Raw genomic sequence first — 18,444 nt, 5'->3', positions numbered from 1 at the left:
GGCAGGTTGTTCACGAGTGAGTCGGTGACTGAGGGTCACCCGGACAAGATTTGTGACGCGATTAGCGACACGATTTTGGATGCGATGTTGGCGCAGGACCCGCGGTCGCGGGTTGCGGTGGAGTCGTTGGTGACGACTGGCCAGGTGCATGTGGCTGGTGAGGTGACCACGGCGGCGAACATCGATACGACGGCGTTGGTGCGTCAGGCTGTGTTGGATATCGGGTATGACTCGTCGGAGAAGGGCTTTGATGGCGCTTCGTGTGGGGTGAGTGTCTCGATTGGTGCGCAGTCGCCGGATATTGCGCAGGGTGTGGACACGGCGTATGAGTCGCGTCTGGAGAACGCTCTGGATGATTTGGACAAGCAGGGTGCTGGTGATCAGGGGTTGATGTTCGGGTATGCCTGCTCGGACACGCCGGAGTTGATGCCGTTGCCGATTGCGTTGGCGCACAGGTTGTCGTTGCGGCTCTCGCAGGTGCGCAAGAACGGCACGGTGCCGTATCTGCGTGCGGATGGTAAGACGCAGGTGACGATCGAGTACGACAAGGACAAGCCGGTTCGGTTGGACACGGTGGTGCTGTCGTCGCAGCATGCTGAGGGGATCGATCTGGACAAGCAGCTGGCTGCGGATGTGCAGAAGCATGTGATTGATCCGGAGATCGAGGATCTGGGTCTGCAGGCGGAGAATCCGAACATTTTGATCAATCCGACGGGCCGGTTCGTGGTCGGTGGTCCGATGGGTGATGCGGGTCTGACGGGTCGGAAGATCATTGTCGACACGTATGGCGGGATGGCGCGTCATGGTGGTGGCGCGTTCTCGGGTAAGGACCCGTCGAAGGTGGACCGGTCGGCTGCGTATGCGACGCGGTGGGTGGCCAAGAACGTGGTGGCTGCTGGGTTGGCTGATCGGGCCGAGGTGCAGGTCGCGTATGCGATCGGTAAGGCGGCTCCGGTGGGGTTGTTCGTGGAGACGTTCGGGACGGAGAAGATCGCGCCGGAGAAGATCCAGGCGGCGATCAATGAGGTGTTCGATCTGCGTCCGGCCGCGATCATCCGTGATCTGGATCTGCTGCGGCCGATCTACGCGCAGACCGCGGCGTATGGTCACTTCGGCCGTCCGGATGCGAACCTGCCGTGGGAGAACACCAACCGCGCGGCGGCGTTGAAGGACGCGGCCAAGGCCTGACGGTGAATCCGGCGCCGGAGGAGGCCGGCAGCAGCCAGTAGCCTCCTCCGGCGCCGTTTCCACGCGCGCCACGCAAGCTTTCATACACCCAAAAGGGAGTGGACCCCGTTATGCGCATCGCCGTCATCGGCTCGATCGCGACCGACCATCTGATGTCGTTCTCCGGGAAGATCAAGGACCAGCTGGTCGCCGACTCGCTCGAGAACGTCTCGCTGTCGTTCCTCGTCGAGCACCTCGACGTCCGTCGTGGCGGAGTCGCCGGGAACATCTCGCTCGGACTGGGTCGCCTGGGCCTGAACCCGGTCCTGGTCGGGGCCGTCGGGCAGGACTTCGGCGAGTACCGGTCCTTCCTGGAGCAGCACGGTGTCGACACCAAGTCCGTGCATGTCTCCGAGACCCAGCACACCTCGCGGTTCCTGTGCACAACCGACGAGGAGGAGAACCAGATCGCCTCGTTCTACGCGGGTGCGATGAGCGAGATGCGCGACGTCGACCTGAAGGCCGTCACCGATCGCGCCGGCGCCCTGGACATGGCCCTCATCGGCGCCAACGACCCCGAGGCGATGCTGCGGCACACCGAGCAGTGCCGCCAGCAGGGCATCCCGTTCGCCGCCGACATCTCGCAGCAGCTCGCCATCATGTCGGGTGACGACGTGCGCAAGCTCGTCGACGGTGCGACCTACCTGTTCACCAACGAGTACGAGGCCACGCTGCTGCTGAAGAACACCGGCTGGAGCGAGGCCGAGGTGCTCGACCGTGTGGGCAGCTGGGTCACCACGCTCGGCGGTGACGGCGTGCGCATCTCGGGCAAGAGCCACGAGACGATCGAGATCCCGTCGGTCCCCGACGTCAAGGTCGCCGAGCCGACGGGCGTCGGCGACGCGTTCCGAGCCGGGTTCCTGTGGGCGCTGAGCGTCAGCATGACGATGGAGCGCGCGGCCCAGGTGGGCTGTGTGTTCGCGAGCATCGTGCTCGAGGCCGTGGGGCCGCAGGAGTACGCGCTCGACCGTTCCGAGTTCTCGAACCGTGTTGCCAAGGCTTACGGCAACGACGCCGCGGCCGAGATCGAGTCCAAGCTGCGAGTCTGACCATGGCGAGCGCTCTTCTGTCGGCTCTCGAGGAGCCGGTGCCGGTCGTCGGCGTCGGCATGGGCCCTGCGCTGCAGGCCCATGACCGCACGCTCGACGACCTCGGCCGGCTCGAGGGCTGCGGCGAGATCCTGACCGAAACCCGTCCGGATGTCGTGAGCGCGATCCACCGTGGTCGGCCGGAAGCCGGCTCGGACGCGACCGGGGCCGACATGTTCGGCACCGACCTCGCGAAGCCGGGCGAATGCGACATCGTCGACCTGATCCGCGACCGTGCGTCGCCCCTCGGCGGCCATGGCCTCGTGCAGCTCACGGGGTCATGGCCGAGTACCGGCGCCGCCGGGTCCGGCAGGAGCTGACTCCGCCTCCGGCGCCGCGACGGCGAACGAGGACACCTGAGTGGGTGTGACGGTGCTTCGACATGATTGACCGCGCAACGATGAGCCTGGGAAACTCGAATCGAGTGGGCCGAGAGGCGCTGCAGCGGAGAGTTCTCCGCCACGCTCGGCCACTTTCCCTGGCAACGAAAGGGCGCCTCTGTCACAGGAGGCCCATCGCGAATGCCGGATTCCCAGCCCACGTGCGCGTCGTCGGCGCGCGTCGTCGTGTAGGTAGTGCCGGTAGGCGAGGGTCAGGATCAGAAAGGAAGTCATGAGTAACAAGTTGCAGCAGGTGAACGGTCTCGAGTTCGCCGTCGCCGACCTGAAGCTGGCGGAGGCCGGGCGGCACCAGATCCGGCTCGCGGAGCACGAGATGCCGGGCCTGATGGCGACGCGTCGCGAGTTCGCCGCGTCGAAGCCCCTGAAGGGCGCACGCATCGCGGGCTCGCTGCACATGACCGTGCAGACGGCTGTGCTGATCGAAACCCTGGTGGAGCTCGGCGCGGACGTGCGCTGGGTGTCCTGCAACATCTTCTCCACGCAGGACGAGGCCGCCGCGGCGGTCGTCGTGGGGCCGAAGGGCACGCCCGAGAAACCCGAGGGTGTCTCGGTGTTCGCCTGGAAGGGCGAGACGCTCGAGGAATACTGGTGGTGCACCGACCAGCTCTGGGACTTCGGCGACGGCAAGCTCGCCAACATGATCCTGGACGACGGCGGCGACGCCACCATGCTGGTGCAGAAGGGTGCCGAGTTCGAAGCCGCCGGCGCCGTGCCGCAGCCGACCGACGAGGACCCGGCCGAGTTCAAGGTCGTCCTCGAGACGCTGCGCAAGTCGCTGGCCGCCGACTCGGGCCGCTTCACCAAGCTGGCCAAGGAGATCAAGGGCGTCACCGAGGAGACGACGACCGGCGTTCACAAGCTCTACGAGCTCGTGAAGACGGGCGACCTGCCCTTCCCGGCGATCAACGTCAACGACTCGGTCACCAAGTCGAAGTTCGACAACAAGTACGGCTGCCGCCACTCGCTGCCGGACGGCATCATGCGGGCCACCGACGTCCTCATCGGCGGCAAGGTCGCCGTGGTCTGCGGCTACGGTGACGTCGGCAAGGGCTCGGCCGAGTCGCTGCGCGGCCAGGGCGCCCGGGTCATCGTCACCGAGATCGACCCGATCTGCGCGCTGCAGGCGGCGATGGACGGCTACCAGGTCACGACGCTGGACGAGGTCGTCGAGACGGCCGACATCTTCATCACCACGACCGGTAACTTCGACATCATCACCGCCGACCACATGGCGAAGATGAAGCACCAGGCGATCGTCGGCAACATCGGTCACTTCGACAACGAGATCGACATGGCCGGCCTCGAGGCCACCAAGGGCATCAAGAAGGTCGAGATCAAGCCGCAGGTGCACGAGTTCACCTTCGCCGACGGCCACTCGATCATCGTGCTGTCCGAGGGCCGCCTGCTGAACCTGGGCAACGCGACCGGCCACCCGAGCTTCGTGATGTCGAACAGCTTCACCAACCAGACGCTGGCGCAGATCGAGCTGTGGACGAAGCCGGGCGAGTACGGCAAGGACGTCTACCTGCTGCCGAAGCACCTGGACGAGAAGGTGGCGCGACTGCACCTCGACGCGCTGGGTGTGAAGCTGACGAAGATGACCAAGGAGCAGGCCGAGTACATCGGCGTCGACGTCGAGGGTCCGTACAAGCCGGAGCACTACCGGTACTGATCACTTCGCGGTGAGGGCGTGTCCGGCGGCCCCGTCAATCCGGGGCCGCCGGTGCTCCCGCGCGGGTCCGCCCGGTTCCGGCCGGGCGGACCCGCGGCCCGAAGCAGTCATCGTTCGTGCACTGGAGGACCCGAGAAGGCGGTTCGACATGAAAACCATTGCTCTCGAGCTGGTCCCGCCCGAGGTGGACGGCGGCCCGCAGGCCGCTGTCGAGGAAGGTCAGAAGGTCGCGCGCGTCGCCAAGGAGACCGGCCTTGACGGCGCCATCAAGCACCTGATGATCCCGGGCATGATCGAGGAGGAGTCCGACCGTCCCGTGGAGCTGAAGCCGCGGATGGACGTGCTGGACTTCTGGAACTCGGTCAGTGGTGAGCTGGACGACGTGCGGGGTCTGTGCACCCAGGTCACGGCGTTCCACGACAAGCCCCAGCTCACCGAGCGGCTGCACTCCCTGCGGGACGCGGGGATGGACGGCATCGTGTTCGTGGGCGTCCCGCGCACCATGGCCGACGGCGAGGGGTCCGGCATGGCGCCGACCGACGCGCTGGCCGAGTTCACCGACGTCGTGCCAAACCGCGGCGCCATCCTCATCCCGACGCGGGAAGGGGAGCAGGGCCGGTTCGGTTTCAAGTGCGACCGCGGCGCGACCTACGGCATGACGCAGCTGTTGTACTCCGACGCCATCGTCGGCTTCCTGCGCGACTTCGCGAAGCAGTCCGACCACCGTCCGGACATCCTGCTGTCGTTCGGTTTCGTGCCCAAGATCGAGACCAAGATCGGCCTGATCGACTGGCTGATCCAGGACCCGGGCAACGAGGTCGTGAAGAAGGAGCAGGAGTACGTCGCGCGGCTCGCGGAGATGCCGTTCGAGCAGAAGAAGCGTGAACTCGTGGACCTGTACAAGCGCGTCATCGACGGCGTGGGCGACCTCGGGTTCGATCTGAGCGTCCACCTGGAGGTGCCGCTCGGCGTGTCCAAGCCTGCCTTCGAGGTGTTCGCCGAGATGCTGGACTACTACTCGCCGCTGCGCTGATCGCCTGATCACCGTTCGTCGCCCTGCCGAGGCGGCGACCGTGAGACGGCAGCGCCGACCGCGCCGACAGGTTCGCGGCACTCACCGGTCCCCCGAAGATCCCGGGGGCTCGCCTGCGGAGACATCCGCCTGCGAGCCTCCGGGATTTTTTCTGCTCCGCTCCGCCGTCACGTCGGTTACCCGCAACGGCGTGGGTGCAACCGTGGCCGGGCCGTGGCCGCTGCGGGCCGGGTGCCCGCGAAGGGGCTGCCGGCGGGACGCCGTGAGGCGGTGCGAGTGCGGGCGGTGCCGCGGGGTTCCTGCGGTCCGCTGCTGCGGGAGCGTGGCGGCTTCGGTGCGGACGGCGGAGAGGCGGGCCATGAGCACCCGGATGCCGTTGTCGAAGGCATAGAGCATGGCCTGCGGGTGGTCGTCGTGCGGCCGGTCGTGGTGCGTGAGCGGTTGGGCGAGGCCCGTTCCGCTGAACGTCCAGTGCTCGTCGGCACCGGCCGGTCCGGTGAACTCGACGGTGACGGGTTTGCTGACGGCCGAGCGCGGCAGCGACGGGTCGGTGCCGGTCGGCACGAGCAGATCACCGCCGGGACAGGCATACGCCGCGAGCGGGACGGGATCACCGCCGTCGACGGAGATCGTCGCCGTAACGCGGCGGGCCCGATCACCGATCAAAGCAACACAATCATGGTGGGTCAGTCCGGCCTGCTCCATGCTCGCTCCCTTCCGCGCCTCGGAGTGCGCCGGTGCGGCTCCGAGACGAGTACGTCGCCGTCGGCATCGCATCCGACGCCGGCGCGGTCGTCATCACCTTCGGATGTCGTGTCACCGCACGGTTTCCGGCGGTGGGCGGGCGGAGAGTTCGGGTAGTGTCGATGGCGGTCGTGATCGTCGGCTCGTCGAGGTCGGCGATCAGCCGTGGACGGTCACTTTTCCCTTGGTACGCCGGACGAACCGATCCGTCCACACGGTGCCTCCCCATGGGTGAGGCGACGTGTGGCAGGTGGTGGATTCGGGTCCGGCGAACGTCGTCGGCGCGCAGTGGAGGTTGGCATGGGTGTTTCGCAGAACCGGTTCCGGATGACGTTCGCGGGCTACGACCGGGAGGCGGTCGATCGCCACCTGACCGCGTTCGAAGAGCAGAACCGTGCCATGGCAACGGATCGGGCGTTCCAGCAGCGGCGCGCCGAGGCGCTGGCCGCGGAACTGGCCGAGCTACGGGAGGCGCACACCGCGTTGCGGCACAAGTTCGACCGGGTCTGCCGTAGCCCGATCGAGAACGACGGGCTGTCCGAGCGGATGCTGCGGATGGTCGAACTGGCGCACGTCGAAGCCGCCGAGATCGTCCAGGATGCGCGCAGTCGTGCGGAGCGCACGCGCACCGCCGCGGACGAGGAGGCGCGGAGGCTCCGCCGCCGGTACGAACGCACGCTCACCGAGCTGGACGATCGCCGTACCCAGTTGGAGGCCGAGTTCGCCGAGCGGACCCGGCGAGCCGAGGCCGCGGCCGAGGAACGTGAGCGGGCGGCCGAGCAGCAGCGGCGGAGTCTGGACGAGGAATCCGCACGCAGGCGGCAGCGGGCGGAGCAGGAGCTCGGGAAGGCGCTCGCAGCGCGGCGGGCCGAGTCGGAACGTCAGGTGCGGCGTCGTGAGGAGGAGGCCTCCGACCGTGCGACCGCGACCCTGGCGCAGGCGCGTGAGCACGCCGCCGAGGTGATGGCGCGGGCGAACGCCCGGGTCGCCGAACTGGAGGCCACTGCGCGCACGCTGACCGCACGGCTGCGGGAGACGCGGGAGATCCTCAGTGCGGTCGGTGAGCTCACCGGCCCTGCGGAGGCGGAACCGGACCCCATGATCCCGGATGCCGTGGTGCCGGGCGGCGTGGCGCCGGATGCCGTTGCGCCGGATGCCGTGGCCGGGGAGTCCGTTTCGGTTGCGCAGGCGGTGCCCGCGCCCCGTGACGGTGCCGGACCGGTGCCGGGGCAGCCGGCCGGTGAGGCCACGACCCCGGGAGTCGCGGCGAGTGCCGTGGGTTCGGTGGGTGCCGGGGACTCGGTGAATGCCGGGACGTCCGCGAGTGCCGGAGGCTCGGAGTCCGGCGGCGAAGAGGTGCCGGAGGCGGCCCGCGCCGGCGATGCGGTGGACGTGACCGAAGCAGTCTGGGTGCGGTAGCTGCGCGTGGCGGGCGGGCGTCCGGCCGTGTGGTGGTGATCGTCCGTCCCGGTGGCGCCACGACCGTTCTATTGCACATGAACATCGGTTTCAGTAGCACTGTACGGGGTCGTCGTCGCCGGATGGCGGCGGCGGATCCGAATCCCGAGTGCGAGGAAGGCTGGAGGCCGATCCATGTCGCTGAATGTGCCCACCGAGCTGCTGGACCGTGCGGAGAGCGGCAGCATCGACGACGCCGCGTTCGTCGCGTGTGTGCGGGAGTCGCTGCCGTATGCATGGGAGATCATCACCGGTGTCGTCGCCGATCTGGAGACGGAGGGTGGGTCGTTCGCGGATCACGCGACGCCGCCGCCGAGTGAGGCCGAGCGTGGGCAGTTGCTGCGGGCGCTCGCGTCGGATTCGATCCGCGGCGGGTTGGAGCGGCACTTCGGTGTGAAGCTGGCGTTCCAGAACTGCCACCGTGTTGCCGCGTTCCGTCAGGGCGCCGTCGACGGTGCGGAGTACCGCGAGTTCGTGTCGGCTCGTGGCCAGCTGTTGAACCAGAGTCCGGAGTTGCGCGACTGCTGACGGGCGTCAGCCCGGGTTGGGGCGGCTCTCGCGGAGCACGGGCAGCACTTCGGCGCCGAGACGTTCGATGGTGGCCAGGGTGCTTGCGCGGGAGCCGCCGCCCTCGACCAGCATGAGCACCCGGTCGACGCCGGTGGTCGCGATCCCCGTGCGGAGGCGGTCGATGCAGTACGCGGGGTCGCCGATCGGATGCAGGTCGCAGAGCAGTTCGGCGTAGGCGACCGGGTCACGGGGCCGGCGCGGCCGGTCGTCGACCGGGATGTAGCCGGCGAGTCCCGGTGCGAGCCAGTGGGGGAGTGAGCTGCGCAGTTCGTCGACGGCCGAGGCGCGGTCGGCTGCGACGTGGGCGACGACGGTCGAGGTGTGCCCGGCCGGTGGGGCGCTTCCGGTTCGGGCGGCCGCGCGATCGTAGGCGGCGATCGTGCGGGTCTTCTCCTCGTCGGTTGCGTGCATGCCGAGGAGGATTGGCAGGCCGCGTGCGGCGGCGAGTGTTGCGGTCTCCTCGGAGGTGCAGGCGAGTGTGACCGGCGGGTGCGGCCGGGTCAGGACGGGAGGTGTGAGTGGTACTTCACGGAAGGGCAGGCTCGGGCCGTTGCCGTGGACGCGGTCGCCGGTGAGGCTTGCGAGGAGCAGGTCGAGACGTTCGGTGAAGTGGTGTTCGTAGGCGTCGATGCCGGTGCCGAAGACTTCGAGGTCGACCCATGGTCCGCCGCGGCCGACGCCGAGGGCGAAGCGGCCGCCGGAGAGCCGGTCGAGCATGCGGGTCTGTTCGGCCAGGGCGACGGGGTGTGCGGTGGACAGGACGCTCACGGCGGTGCCGACGGTGATCCGGCTGGTCGCTCCGAGGGCGTGGCCTGCGAAGGTGATGGCTGACGGGCAGGTGCCGTAGGACATGAAGTGGTGTTCGGCGATCCACGCCTCGTCGAAGCCGGCGTCTTCGGCGCATCGGACGGCGTCGGCGGCGGTTTGCAGTGCCGCGCCGGGGTCGTCGTCGCCGAACACGGCGCCGAGGAGAAATATCCCGAATTCCACGGGGTGTAACCCTACGTGAGTTGCATCGTCCGATGTGGACCGGTGGGTGACGCGTGTGCAGGTCGGCGGGTGTGTACCGGGCCTACCGGCAGGTCACCGAGGCGGGTGAGTTGGTACCGTCGGCTGCGTGGGGAAACTTCGATCGCGTATCACTTCGTGGGCCACTCGGCTGTATCTGGCCCGAGCGCAGCGCAAGGGCGGCCTCGACCTGCAGAGGGTGCTGCCCGAAGCGGCGTTGATGCCGTTGCGGCGGGACGGCCTCGACCCGGTGGGCGAGCTCGCCGAGGCGCGGACGACGGAGCCGGTGCGGAAGCTGCCGGTGCCGTTCGGGTTGAACGTGTGGCTGGTCAGCGGCTACGACGAGGCGAAGGCCGTGCTGGGGAACGGCAAGGCGTTCAGTAACGATTTCGGCACTTTGATGGCCGAGCTCGGCATGGATCCGGATGACAATCCGGGAGGTCTGGGGTTCGTCGATCCGCCGGTGCATACGCGGTTGCGTAAGTTGTTGACGCCGGAGTTCACGATGCGCCGGTTGTCGCGGTTGCAGCCGGGTATCGAGCGGATCGTCGGTGATCGGCTCGATGCGATGGAGAAGAAGGCAGCTGCGGGCGAGCCGGTGGATCTGGTCGAGGAGTTCGCGCTGCCGATCCCGTCGTTGGTGATCTGTGAGTTGCTCGGGGTGCCGTACGAGGATCGGGACGAGTTCCAGCATCTGGCGGTGGCGCGGTTCGACTTGTTCGCGGGGGCCGGCGCTGCGGTGGGTGCGATCTCGGAGTCGCTCGAGTATCTGTTGAAGGTCGTGCGCAAGGAGCGTGAGGACCCGGGTGACGGGCTCATCGGCATGATCATCCGCGAGCACGGCGACGAGATCGACGATCGGGAGCTCGCCGGGTTGGCCGACGGCGTGTTGACGGGTGGGTTCGAGACGACCGCCAGCATGTTGTCGTTGGGGGCGCTCGTGTTGTTGCGTGATCCGGAGCTGTTCGGCCGGGTGCGTGAGGACGACGAGGCGGTGCGCTTGTTCGTGGAGGAGGCGTTGCGGTACCTGTCGGTGGTGCAGGTGGCGTTCCCGCGATTCGCGCGCGACGACATCGAGGTCGGCGGGGTGACGATCGGCAAGGGCGACATGGTTGCCGTGTCGTTGTCGGGTGCCGACCGGGATGACGTGCTCGGTGCCGATTTGGAGACGTTCGACGGTCAGCGGTCACCGACGCAGCATGTGGCATTCGGTTACGGCGCGCACCGGTGCGTGGGTGCGGAGTTGGCGCGGTTGGAGCTGCGCGCGGCGTACTCGGCGTTGGTGCGCCGGTTCCCGGACATGACGTTGGCGGCGGATCCCGCCGATCTGGAGTTCCGGCAGACGTCGATCGTGTACGGCGTGGAGAAGCTGCCGGTGCACATCGGCTGACCGGCTTCGGCGGGGAGGCCGGTGGCCGCCCCGCCTGCCGGGTCGGTGCTGTCGTGTCAGCCGCCCGCCATCGCGCCGATGATCAACAGTGGTTCGGTGCCGCGGACGACCTGGTCCGGTAACGGGGTGTCGTGCGGTTCGTGTGACAGGTCTTCTTCGCAGGCGAAGAATCGCACGAACGCGCGGCGCTTGTCGGTGCCGTGGTGCCGGATGGTGCCTTTGAGTACCGGGTAATGGGTTTCGAGTACGTCGAGCACGGCGCTGAGCGTGACGGTGCCGGGCACGTCGAGTGTCAGTTCGCTGTCGCCGATGTGGGCGAGTTTGCGCAGGTGCGTGGGCAAATGCACGCGGATCGCGGTGGTGGTGGCCGGGTCGGTCATGGGAGGGTCTGCACTTCCACGGACAGGACGGACGGCAGGTCGCGCACGATGGGTGCCCAGGTGTCGCCGGCGTCGGGAGATGCGTACACCTGGCCGCCGGTGGTGCCGAAGTAGATACCGCAGTCGTCGAGGCGGTCGACGGCCATCGCGTCGCGGAGGACGTTGACGTAGCAGTGTTGCTGGGGGAGGCCGTTGGTGAGTGGTTCCCAGTCGCCGCCGCCGGTGCGGCTCCGGTAGACGCGTAGCTTGCCGTCGACGGGGAAGTGCTGTTCGTCGCTGGTGATGGGAACGACGTAGACGGTGTCGGGGTCGTGGGCGTGGACGTCGACGGGGAAGCCGAAGTCGGTGGGGAGTCCTTCGCCGATGTCGTACCAGCTGGCGCCGTCGTCGTCGCTGCGCATGACGTCCCAGTGCTTCTGCATGTAGAGGGTGTCGGGCCGCTGCGGGTGGCGGGCGAGATTGTGGACGCAGTGGCCGACCTCGGCCTCGGGTTGGGGGATCTGGCCGGATTGCAGTCCGCGGTTCGCGGGTTGCCAGGTCTTGCCGCCGTCGGCGGTGCGGAACACGCCTGCTGCGGAGATCGCGACGTGGAGGCGGTCGGCGTCGCGCGGGTCCTGGATGATGGTGTGGAGGCACATGCCTCCTGCGCCGGGTTGCCAGTCGGGGCCGGATTCGTGGCAGCGGAGGCCGCGCAGTTCGTGCCAGTGCTGTCCGCCGTCGACCGAGCGGAAGAGGGCCGCATCCTCGACGCCTGCGTACACGGTGTCCGGATCGGACAGTGACGGTTCGAGGTGCCACGCACGCGTGAACTCCCAGGGGCGTTGCGAGCCGTCGTACCACTGGTGGGTACCGACGTCGCCGTCGTAGGTGAATTCGTTGCCGACGGGGGACCAGGTCGTGCCGCCGTCGTCGCTGCGGTGGATCTGCTGGCCGAACCAGCCGAGTGATGCCGACGCGTAGATGCGGTCGGTGTTCTGTGGCGAGCCTGCCAGGTGGTACATCTCCCAGCCCCCGAAGAGCGGACCTTCGACGTGCCAGTCACGGCGTGTGCCGTCGGCGGTGAGGATGAAGGCGCCCTTACGGGTGCCTACGAGTACGCGTACGCCTGCCATGTTGAGTCCCCTTCTCAAAGTGCGGATGGGGGAACTGTAACCGGCGTCACTTGTCAAAAACAACCGTGCATCTGTGAAGCAAGATCATTGCCCGGGTTCAGGACACGCGTAGTGGTGGATGAGCACAGTGGTGGATCAGCACGGTGGTGGACGAAAAGCCGGTGGTTCCCACGTCGGCCGTCACCCGCGGTCCGGCGAGAATGCCCCAGGTCGCGGGTGGGTCGACGATGTCGCGGACGATACTCTTGAGGTCCGACAATTTCTGGGAAGCTGCCGTCGACCTCTGCGGGATAGCGATGCTCGGCCGCCCAGGTGTACGTCGAGCACGCTGCCGGCCCCGGGGACGGGCGGGGCTCGCTTGGTTGCGTGCCGAAGGCGGTCAGCGGCGCTCGGGTCGGGTGGCCCATCCGGCGCGTCACCCGGGCGGCACCGGGTACGGCATTCGATCTCGAGGAGCGGCGAACGCGCGGTGGTGCAGTTGCGCACGCGGACCGGTATCGCCGCTGCACCGAGGTCGGAGCCGGATGGATATAGTGCACCCTGCGCCGGTATCGGCGTGGGGGCCGGTAGCTCAGTTGGTTAGAGCAGAGGACTCATAATCCTTTGGCCGTCGGTTCAAGTCCGACCCGGCCCACCCTTGTGACCTGCACGTTCTCGACCCCGATCGCGAGGTCAAGATCGTTTGTCCATGGCTTTGTCCATGGCCGAGTTCTTGACCGGCGCCGGCGGGCGGCGGACTCTGGACGCATGGCTGGGGTTGAGAACGGCAGTGACCGGCGGGGTCGCGGCAACATCCGGCGCCGTGGCGGCTCGCTGCAGGTGCGCGTGTACGCGGGTGTCTATCCGGTGACCGGCAAGGAGATCTATTTGTCGGAGACTGTGCCGGGTACGGATAAGGCGGCGTACCGGCGTGCAGACAAGGTGATGACCAAGCTGTAGTCGCAGGTCGATAAGCAGCGGGTGCCGAGTACGAACGTCGCGTTCTCGTATGCCATCGACGAGTGGTTGCGCAGTAGTGACATCGAGCCGACGACGCGGCATGCGTACGTGGGCTACATCGAGCGCACGATCCGTCCCGCGCTCGGCGAGATGCCGGTGAACAAGCTGAGCGCACGGAACTTGGAGACGTTGCACGGGGAGTTGCGTCGGTGCTCGACGCAGCGCGCGTCGACCTTGCCCGGCGGTACGGGGAGGACCGGATCACTGCGCGGGCGTTCGACATCGTCCGCGGGCGTTCGACATCGTCGACTAGGACGCGGTTTCCGCAGCCGTCGACGCGATCGAAGCCGAAACCGGACCGATCGACGTCTTGGCGAACAACGCCGGCATTCAGCACCGCCAACCCCTCACCGACGTGCACCTCGCCGACTGGCAGCGCGTGATCGACACCAACCTCACTGGAGCATTCCTCGTGGGCCGTACCGTCGCGCGGCGGATGTTGCGCCGACGCGCGGGAAAGATCGTCAACATCTGCTCGGTTGCAGGCCGAACTTGCGCGCCCGACCATCGGCCCCTACACAGCAGCGAAGGGTGCGTTACGCAACCTGACGCGAGCCATGACCGCTGAGTGGGCCGGTGAAGGACTACAGGTCAACGGCATCGCCCCGGGGTACATCCACACCGAGATGACCCAGAAACTCGTTGACGATGCGGAGTTCAACTCCTGGATCCTCGGGCGGACTCCTGCCCGCCGATGGGGCACGGTCGCCGATCTCGTGGGCCCCGCCGTATGGCTGTCCTCGAGCGCCTCCGACTACGTCAACGGTCAGGTCATCTTCGTCGATGGCGGCTTGACCGCCGTCGTGTGAGAACGGGAAGTGCGAATGACAACCAACTCGACAACCGCCGTCGTGGCTCACGGGGCAGGTGACCTGAGGGTCGAGCGAGTCGACGTACGGCCGCCCGCGCCCGGAGAGGCTGTCGTCGCGGTTGCCTACGGTGGTATCTGCGGCTCCGACCTCCACTACTGGCAGCATGGAGCCGTCGGTGAGTCGGTCCTGCGGACGCCTATGGTGCTCGGGCACGAAGTCGTGGGCACCGTCGTACGGGAGGCAGCCGATGGACCGGACCTGCCGAAGGCTCGCAGGTAGCCGTACACCCGGCGACCTATGAGCACAGCGAAGTCCGATTCCCGGCGAACCGGCCCAACCTTTCCCCCGGCGTCCGCTACCTCGGTTCGGCAGCCCGGTTCCCGCATACCCAAGGTGCGTTCGCCCACGAGGTCGTGCTGGCCGCATCGATGCTCCGTGAGCTGCCGCCCGACCTCGACCTTCGCGCGGCCGCACTCGCCGAACCTGCCGGCGTCGCCTGGCATGCGGTTTCAAAAGCGGGAGATCTCAGCGGTCGACGTGTGCTCGTAATCGGCAGCGGCCCCATCGCCGCCCTCGTTGTCGCGGTAGCCAAGCGTGCCGGCGCTGCGGAGATCGTCGCGGTCGATCTCCACGACAAGCCCCTCGAGATCGCGACCGCCGTCGGCGCGACCCGGACGTTGCGGGCCACGGACTCCGAGGAGATCGCCGCTGTCGAAGCAGACGTGGCCATCGAATCGTCCGGCAACCATCGCGGACTCACATCGGCCGTCAACGGCTCCGCGCGCGGCGGAACGGTCGTCATGGTCGAGCTTGCTGCCCAGCGGGGATCAGCCTGTACCCATGTCGCTGGCAATTACCCGGGAGCTCCACCTTGTCGGCTCATTCCGATTCAACGATGAGATCGACGAGGTGATCACGGCCCTAGCTGACAGGTCGCTAGTCGTCGAGCCGGTCGTCACCCATGTTTTCCCTGTCGGCGAAGCGCTCGATGCCTTCGCTGTCGCTGGCGATGCATCGGTGTCGAGCAAGGTCCTCCTCTCGTTCCGGGACCAATGATGATGCGGCACACGGAATCCGCACCGCCGTTGGTGGTCGTCATGGGTGTGTGAGGCTCCGGGAAAGCGCCGTCGAAACCCGGCTGTCCGAACGACTCGGTGTTCGGTTCGTCGACGATGATGACCTTCACCCGCCAGGCAATGTGGCGAAGATGGCCAATGGGACACCACTCACGGACCGAGACCGTTGGCCGTGGCTGCGTGACGTTGGACGTGCGCTACAAGACAGCGCCGCGACCGGACTCGTCATCGCCTGCTCGGCGCTCCGCCGGAGCTATCGAAGAAGCCATCCGGCGGCAGGCTCCCGGCGCGGTGTTCGTCCACCTGAACGGAGACCGCGATGTTATCGGTGGCCGTATGGACGCCAGGAACTCGCACTTCATGCCATCGTCGCTGCTGACTAGCCAGCTCAGCACCCTCGAATGTCTCGGCGAGCACGAGCCAGGGCTCACCATCGATGTCGACGCGCCCCTCGACGTGGTCGTACACCGCGCGCTCCGAGCACTATCTGAAAGAAGTGTGTCCGCATGCGCACCAACACAGCAGAGGCCAACGTTGGCGTGATCGGACTGGCAGTGATGGGTCCAACCTCGCCCGCAATCTCGCCTCCCGCGACGGCAACACCGTCGCTATCTACAACCGTACTTGCACCCGCACCGAGGAACTGCTTGCCGAACACCCCGACGCCGGTTTCGTCGCCGGCAGAACACTGGACGAGTTCGTTGCATCCCTGACACAACCGCGCACTGCGATCATTATGGTCCAGGTCGGCACGGCCACCGACGCGGTAATCGATCAGCTCACCGAACGATTCGAGGCCGGCGACATCATCATCGACGGCGGTAATGCGAACTTTCACGACACCATCGCTCGTGAACAGCGCATCGCTCCCACCGGCATCCACTTCGTCGGCGCAGGCATCTCCGGCGGTGAAGAAGGCGCGCTGCGGGGCCCACCGATCATGCCCGGTGGATCAGCAGCCTCCTACGAAACAACCGGTCCCATCTTTGACTCGATTGCTGCCGTTGCAGACGGTGAGCCCTGCGTTACCCACGTGGGCACCGACGGGGCCGGCCATTTCGTAAAGATGATCCACAACGGTATCGAGTACGCCGACATGCAGTTGATCGCTGAGGCATGCGATCTCTTGCGCACTGTCAGTGGCCACAGTCCCACCACCATCGCCGACATCTTTACCAAATGGAATCGCGGACCTCTCGAATCCTATCTGATCGAGATCACAGCCGAAGTGTTACGCCAGGTCGATTCCGCAACCGGCAAGCCGTTCGTTGACATTGTGCTGGACCAGGCCGGCTCCAAAGGAACTGGGGTGTGGACCGTGCAGAATGCGCTCGATCTTGGCGTTCCCGTAGGAGGCATCGCGGCGGAAATCTTAGCCCCTGCCGTTTCCGGCAAGCCTGCGCAACGGGAAGCGGTGCAACGGGTCGCCACGGAGCGCCCTGCGGCGCGGAAGGTCGACGCCTCGTTCTCCGACGATGTCGCTAAGGCGCTATACGCGTCTAAAGTCGTTGCTTACGACCAGGGTTTCGACGTCATTACAGCCGGCGCGCGGAAGTACGGATGAAGCATCCACAAGGACCAAATCGCGAAAATCTGGCGTGGAGGATGCATAATCCGGGCTCAGTTCCTGAACCGCATAGCCGAGGCGTATGAAGAAAATCCGGATCTCACAACACTGTTGGAAGCTCCGTACTTCTCCCGTGCAGTCGCGGACGGCGAAGCGGCATGGCGTCGGCTTGTGGCGACTGCGACGCTTCCCGGCGTTCCGATTCCAGGTTTCGCCGCCGCGTTGAGCTACTATGACTCACTCTCGACCGGCCGCCTTTCCGCGGCACTGATACAAGGTCAGCGCGACTTCTTCGGTGTCCGCCCATACCTACAGGCGTGTTGACAAACCTGGTGTATTTCACACCCTCTGGTCGAGCGACCGCACAGAGCTAAACATCGCCACTGAGTAGGGAAGTGTGACTCTCGGCTGAGTCGTTCGGAACGCATTTGCCGGTGGAATGGCTCAGCCGAGGCGTGTGGCAAGTGCCGTCGCGGCTTGGCGTACCTCGATTGTGACCGCGTGTATGTCCTCGAACATGGCGCTCGTCGACGGCCCGGCGATCTGGACTGCGGTCGTGCAGACGCCGTCCGATCCGACGACGGGTGCCGCGATTGAGGTGGCGCCGACGACGCGTTCGTCCGTTGATTCCGCCCAACCCTGCGCACGAACGGTCGCAAGCTCTGCTAGAAACTCGGTCCTTGTCATGGATCGACCATCGGCGTGAGTGATGTCGCCGATGCGATCGAGTAGCTGTTCGACCTCGGCGTCGTCCATGTGAGCAGCCAGTACTTTGCCGGCGCCGAGATGCAGCGGCAGCCTCTGGCCGATGGGGAGAACATAGCGCAGGGGGTCCTTACCTTCGACCCGTGCGACGACTGCGCGCGAGTTCCCGGCGCGGACGAAGACTGAGGCGGTGAGTCCCGTGGCAGCAGCCAGTTGCTGGAGCACGAGGGGAGCAGCGACAGCGACCGGGTTGCTGGCAAGGTACGCATGCGCACCGAAGAGCATCGCGACTCCGGTGCGGTAGCCCGACCGGTCCTCTTCGACTCGTCCCCGAGTCTCAAGTACCCCGAGGATCCGTTGGGTCGTGGCCACATGGAGGCCAGCGCGACGCGCGATGTCGCTCAGCCGTAGTGGTGCACCTGCCGTCTCAAGCACCTCGAGGACATCGATCGCTCTCTCAAGCGAACGCATAGTGCTGGCCTGTTTGCTTTCCGTCATAGCGCTCCCATACGGCGGTACGCGGTCACTTGACATCGGTGGGCCCGTGAAGCAAAGTCCCTACCCGTTACATGAAAGAGCCTATCATACAGTGAGAAGGTGTCGATGAGCGAGACGGATGCAACGGACAGCATCGGTCATACGCAGGTGTCCGTCTCGGACGGTGAGCGGGGGCACCGGTTGCTGGCGACCTTCATGGCATGCGCTGTGATCGCGGTGGGTGTAGCGGCGTTCGTGGGGTCACGCGCTTACCAGTATTGGACCGCACTCGGACCGGGTCCCGGCTTCTTCCCCTCCTGGCTGGGTGGCCTGCTCGCGGTTTTTGGAGCGGTGTGGCTGGCCCAGCTGTGGCGGACGGGCCGTGACCGTGCTGGGGCCGCCCACTCCTCCTCTGGAGAAGGTGGGGCACCCAGTGCGCAGGCGTCCGAAGTGGAGGCGGCGCCGGCGTACTCGCTGCCGACGGTGGTTGCGATCGTGGTGAGCCTTTGCGTGGTGGCCGCGGTTTTGAACCCACTTGGTTATCAGCTGAGCATGCTGCTGTTCCTGCTCTTTCACCTGATCGTGCTCGGCCGCCGTGGGTTGCTGCTCTCAACGGTGATCGCACTTGGCGGGAGTTTCGGCGTTTTCGTGGTGTTCACGCGCATGTTGAGCGTGCCGCTGCCCACCGCCTCCATCCCGTTCCTGAGTGGCCTGGGGCTCTGACG

The 18,444-nt window shown here is 66.7% G+C and carries 20 protein-coding genes, 1 tRNA gene and 2 pseudogenes; 17 read left to right on the top strand and 6 right to left on the bottom strand.

Going from position 1 to position 18,444, the window contains the following annotated elements:
• The 5 genes from metK to LY12_RS21985 all read left to right on the top strand — a co-directional run.
• Positions 1-1,188, top strand: a 1,188-nt coding sequence (gene metK / locus LY12_RS22005) for a methionine adenosyltransferase (RefSeq protein WP_253859324.1), incomplete at its 5' end; no start/stop codon positions are given.
• Between the two features lie 110 nt (positions 1,189-1,298).
• Positions 1,299-2,276: a carbohydrate kinase family protein gene (locus LY12_RS22000; protein WP_253859323.1), complete on the top strand. Its 978-nt coding sequence runs from the start codon at positions 1,299-1,301 to the stop codon at positions 2,274-2,276.
• Positions 2,277-2,314: 38 nt separating this feature from the next.
• Entirely contained in the window at positions 2,315-2,635 is a 321-nt protein-coding gene (locus LY12_RS21995; protein WP_253859321.1) for a hypothetical protein, read from the top strand.
• 292 nt (positions 2,636-2,927) lie between these two features.
• Complete coding sequence (gene ahcY, locus LY12_RS21990; RefSeq protein ID WP_253859319.1) at positions 2,928-4,388, top strand: adenosylhomocysteinase; 1,461 nt, start codon at positions 2,928-2,930, stop codon at positions 4,386-4,388.
• Positions 4,389-4,536: 148 nt separating this feature from the next.
• Positions 4,537-5,421 (top strand): mycobacterial-type methylenetetrahydrofolate reductase, encoded by an 885-nt coding sequence (locus LY12_RS21985; protein WP_253859317.1) that lies wholly within the window; start codon positions 4,537-4,539, stop codon positions 5,419-5,421.
• A gap of 81 nt (positions 5,422-5,502) precedes the next feature.
• On the opposite strand, the gene LY12_RS21980 is transcribed toward LY12_RS21985, so the two are convergent.
• Positions 5,503-6,126, bottom strand: a complete 624-nt coding sequence (locus LY12_RS21980) for a hypothetical protein (RefSeq protein WP_253859315.1) — start codon at positions 6,124-6,126, stop codon at positions 5,503-5,505.
• 339 nt (positions 6,127-6,465) lie between these two features.
• On the opposite strand from LY12_RS21980, the gene LY12_RS21975 reads away from it, so the two are divergent.
• On the top strand, positions 6,466-7,584 hold the full coding sequence (locus LY12_RS21975) for a metallopeptidase (RefSeq protein WP_253859313.1): 1,119 nt from the start codon (positions 6,466-6,468) through the stop codon (positions 7,582-7,584).
• 174 nt (positions 7,585-7,758) lie between these two features.
• Positions 7,759-8,151, top strand: a complete 393-nt coding sequence (locus LY12_RS21970; protein ID WP_253859312.1) for an SCO5389 family protein — start codon at positions 7,759-7,761, stop codon at positions 8,149-8,151.
• Positions 8,152-8,157: 6 nt separating this feature from the next.
• On the opposite strand, the gene LY12_RS21965 is transcribed toward LY12_RS21970, so the two are convergent.
• Positions 8,158-9,183, bottom strand: coding sequence for an LLM class flavin-dependent oxidoreductase (locus LY12_RS21965; RefSeq protein ID WP_253859308.1), 1,026 nt, complete (start codon positions 9,181-9,183; stop codon positions 8,158-8,160).
• Between the two features lie 127 nt (positions 9,184-9,310).
• Between LY12_RS21965 and LY12_RS21960 the strand changes: the two genes are divergently transcribed.
• The gene (locus tag LY12_RS21960; RefSeq protein ID WP_253859307.1) at positions 9,311-10,591 is read left to right on the top strand and encodes a cytochrome P450; all 1,281 of its coding nucleotides are present in this window, start codon (positions 9,311-9,313) and stop codon (positions 10,589-10,591) included.
• Between the two features lie 56 nt (positions 10,592-10,647).
• Here the strand turns inward: LY12_RS21960 and LY12_RS21955 are convergent, their stop codons facing one another.
• Positions 10,648-10,971: a MoaD/ThiS family protein gene (locus LY12_RS21955; protein WP_253859303.1), complete on the bottom strand. Its 324-nt coding sequence runs from the start codon at positions 10,969-10,971 to the stop codon at positions 10,648-10,650.
• A complete protein-coding gene (locus LY12_RS21950; RefSeq protein WP_253859301.1) occupies positions 10,968-12,083 on the bottom strand; it encodes a WD40/YVTN/BNR-like repeat-containing protein in 1,116 nt (371 codons plus the stop codon). Before LY12_RS21950 ends, LY12_RS21955 begins: the two co-directional genes overlap by 4 nt.
• Positions 12,084-12,643: 560 nt before the next feature.
• On the opposite strand from LY12_RS21950, the gene LY12_RS21945 reads away from it, so the two are divergent.
• The 7 genes and pseudogenes from LY12_RS21945 to LY12_RS21920 all read left to right on the top strand — a co-directional run bounded on the left by LY12_RS21945 (position 12,644) and on the right by LY12_RS21920 (position 14,793).
• Positions 12,644-12,717: transfer RNA gene (locus LY12_RS21945), tRNA-Ile, on the top strand.
• Between the two features lie 113 nt (positions 12,718-12,830).
• Positions 12,831-13,022, top strand: coding sequence for a hypothetical protein (locus LY12_RS21940; RefSeq protein ID WP_253859300.1), 192 nt, complete (start codon positions 12,831-12,833; stop codon positions 13,020-13,022).
• Between the two features lie 21 nt (positions 13,023-13,043).
• Positions 13,044-13,199 (top strand): annotated as a pseudogene (locus LY12_RS25975) (tyrosine-type recombinase/integrase); the annotation flags it as partial.
• A gap of 193 nt (positions 13,200-13,392) precedes the next feature.
• On the top strand, positions 13,393-13,650 hold the full coding sequence (locus LY12_RS21930) for an SDR family NAD(P)-dependent oxidoreductase (protein ID WP_253859298.1): 258 nt from the start codon (positions 13,393-13,395) through the stop codon (positions 13,648-13,650).
• Complete coding sequence (locus LY12_RS21925) at positions 13,562-13,891, top strand: SDR family oxidoreductase (RefSeq protein WP_253859297.1); 330 nt, start codon at positions 13,562-13,564, stop codon at positions 13,889-13,891. Before LY12_RS21930 ends, LY12_RS21925 begins: the two co-directional genes overlap by 89 nt.
• Before the next feature lie 15 nt (positions 13,892-13,906).
• Entirely contained in the window at positions 13,907-14,173 is a 267-nt protein-coding gene (locus LY12_RS26305; RefSeq protein WP_372493598.1) for an alcohol dehydrogenase catalytic domain-containing protein, read from the top strand.
• Positions 14,174-14,307: 134 nt separating this feature from the next.
• The gene (locus tag LY12_RS21920) at positions 14,308-14,793 is read left to right on the top strand and encodes a zinc-binding dehydrogenase (protein ID WP_253859296.1); all 486 of its coding nucleotides are present in this window, start codon (positions 14,308-14,310) and stop codon (positions 14,791-14,793) included.
• Positions 14,794-15,195: 402 nt separating this feature from the next.
• On the opposite strand, the gene LY12_RS21915 is transcribed toward LY12_RS21920, so the two are convergent.
• Entirely contained in the window at positions 15,196-15,438 is a 243-nt protein-coding gene (locus LY12_RS21915; protein ID WP_253859295.1) for a hypothetical protein, read from the bottom strand.
• 38 nt (positions 15,439-15,476) lie between these two features.
• On the opposite strand from LY12_RS21915, the pseudogene gnd reads away from it, so the two are divergent.
• Positions 15,477-16,928, top strand: a pseudogene (gene gnd, locus LY12_RS21910) (NADP-dependent phosphogluconate dehydrogenase).
• A 53-nt stretch (positions 16,929-16,981) separates the two neighbouring features.
• Here the strand turns inward: gnd and LY12_RS21905 are convergent.
• Positions 16,982-17,740 carry an IclR family transcriptional regulator gene (locus LY12_RS21905; protein ID WP_253859294.1) on the bottom strand — a complete coding sequence of 253 codons (759 nt, stop codon included), beginning with the start codon at positions 17,738-17,740 and terminating at the stop codon, positions 16,982-16,984.
• Positions 17,741-17,845: 105 nt separating this feature from the next.
• On the opposite strand from LY12_RS21905, the gene LY12_RS21900 reads away from it, so the two are divergent.
• Entirely contained in the window at positions 17,846-18,442 is a 597-nt protein-coding gene (locus LY12_RS21900) for a tripartite tricarboxylate transporter TctB family protein (protein WP_253859293.1), read from the top strand.
• Positions 18,443-18,444 lie beyond the last annotated feature (2 nt).

This window comes from Prauserella alba (genome assembly GCF_024171735.1).
Lineage (GTDB): Bacteria > Actinomycetota > Actinomycetes > Mycobacteriales > Pseudonocardiaceae > Prauserella > Prauserella alba.
The sequence above is the reverse complement of the archived record's forward strand: the minus strand, read 5'-3'. Positions and strand labels throughout refer to the sequence as shown.

Bases quoted from the DNA above. Each gene is read 5' to 3' on its own strand.
- ahcY (WP_253859319.1), top strand. From the start codon at position 2,928: ATGAGTAACAAGTTGCAGCAGGTGAACGGTCTCGAGTTCGCCGTCGCC.
- LY12_RS21940 (WP_253859300.1), top strand. From the start codon at position 12,831: ATGGCTGGGGTTGAGAACGGCAGTGACCGGCGGGGTCGCGGCAACATC.
- LY12_RS21985 (WP_253859317.1), top strand. From the start codon at position 4,537: ATGAAAACCATTGCTCTCGAGCTGGTCCCGCCCGAGGTGGACGGCGGC.
- LY12_RS21900 (WP_253859293.1), top strand. From the start codon at position 17,846: ATGAGCGAGACGGATGCAACGGACAGCATCGGTCATACGCAGGTGTCC.
- LY12_RS22000 (WP_253859323.1), top strand. From the start codon at position 1,299: ATGCGCATCGCCGTCATCGGCTCGATCGCGACCGACCATCTGATGTCG.
- LY12_RS21950 (WP_253859301.1), bottom strand. From the start codon at position 12,083: ATGGCAGGCGTACGCGTACTCGTAGGCACCCGTAAGGGCGCCTTCATC.
- LY12_RS21905 (WP_253859294.1), bottom strand. From the start codon at position 17,740: ATGACGGAAAGCAAACAGGCCAGCACTATGCGTTCGCTTGAGAGAGCG.
- LY12_RS21980 (WP_253859315.1), bottom strand. From the start codon at position 6,126: ATGGAGCAGGCCGGACTGACCCACCATGATTGTGTTGCTTTGATCGGT.
- LY12_RS21975 (WP_253859313.1), top strand. From the start codon at position 6,466: ATGGGTGTTTCGCAGAACCGGTTCCGGATGACGTTCGCGGGCTACGAC.
- LY12_RS21970 (WP_253859312.1), top strand. From the start codon at position 7,759: ATGTCGCTGAATGTGCCCACCGAGCTGCTGGACCGTGCGGAGAGCGGC.
- LY12_RS21955 (WP_253859303.1), bottom strand. From the start codon at position 10,971: ATGACCGACCCGGCCACCACCACCGCGATCCGCGTGCATTTGCCCACG.
- LY12_RS26305 (WP_372493598.1), top strand. From the start codon at position 13,907: ATGACAACCAACTCGACAACCGCCGTCGTGGCTCACGGGGCAGGTGAC.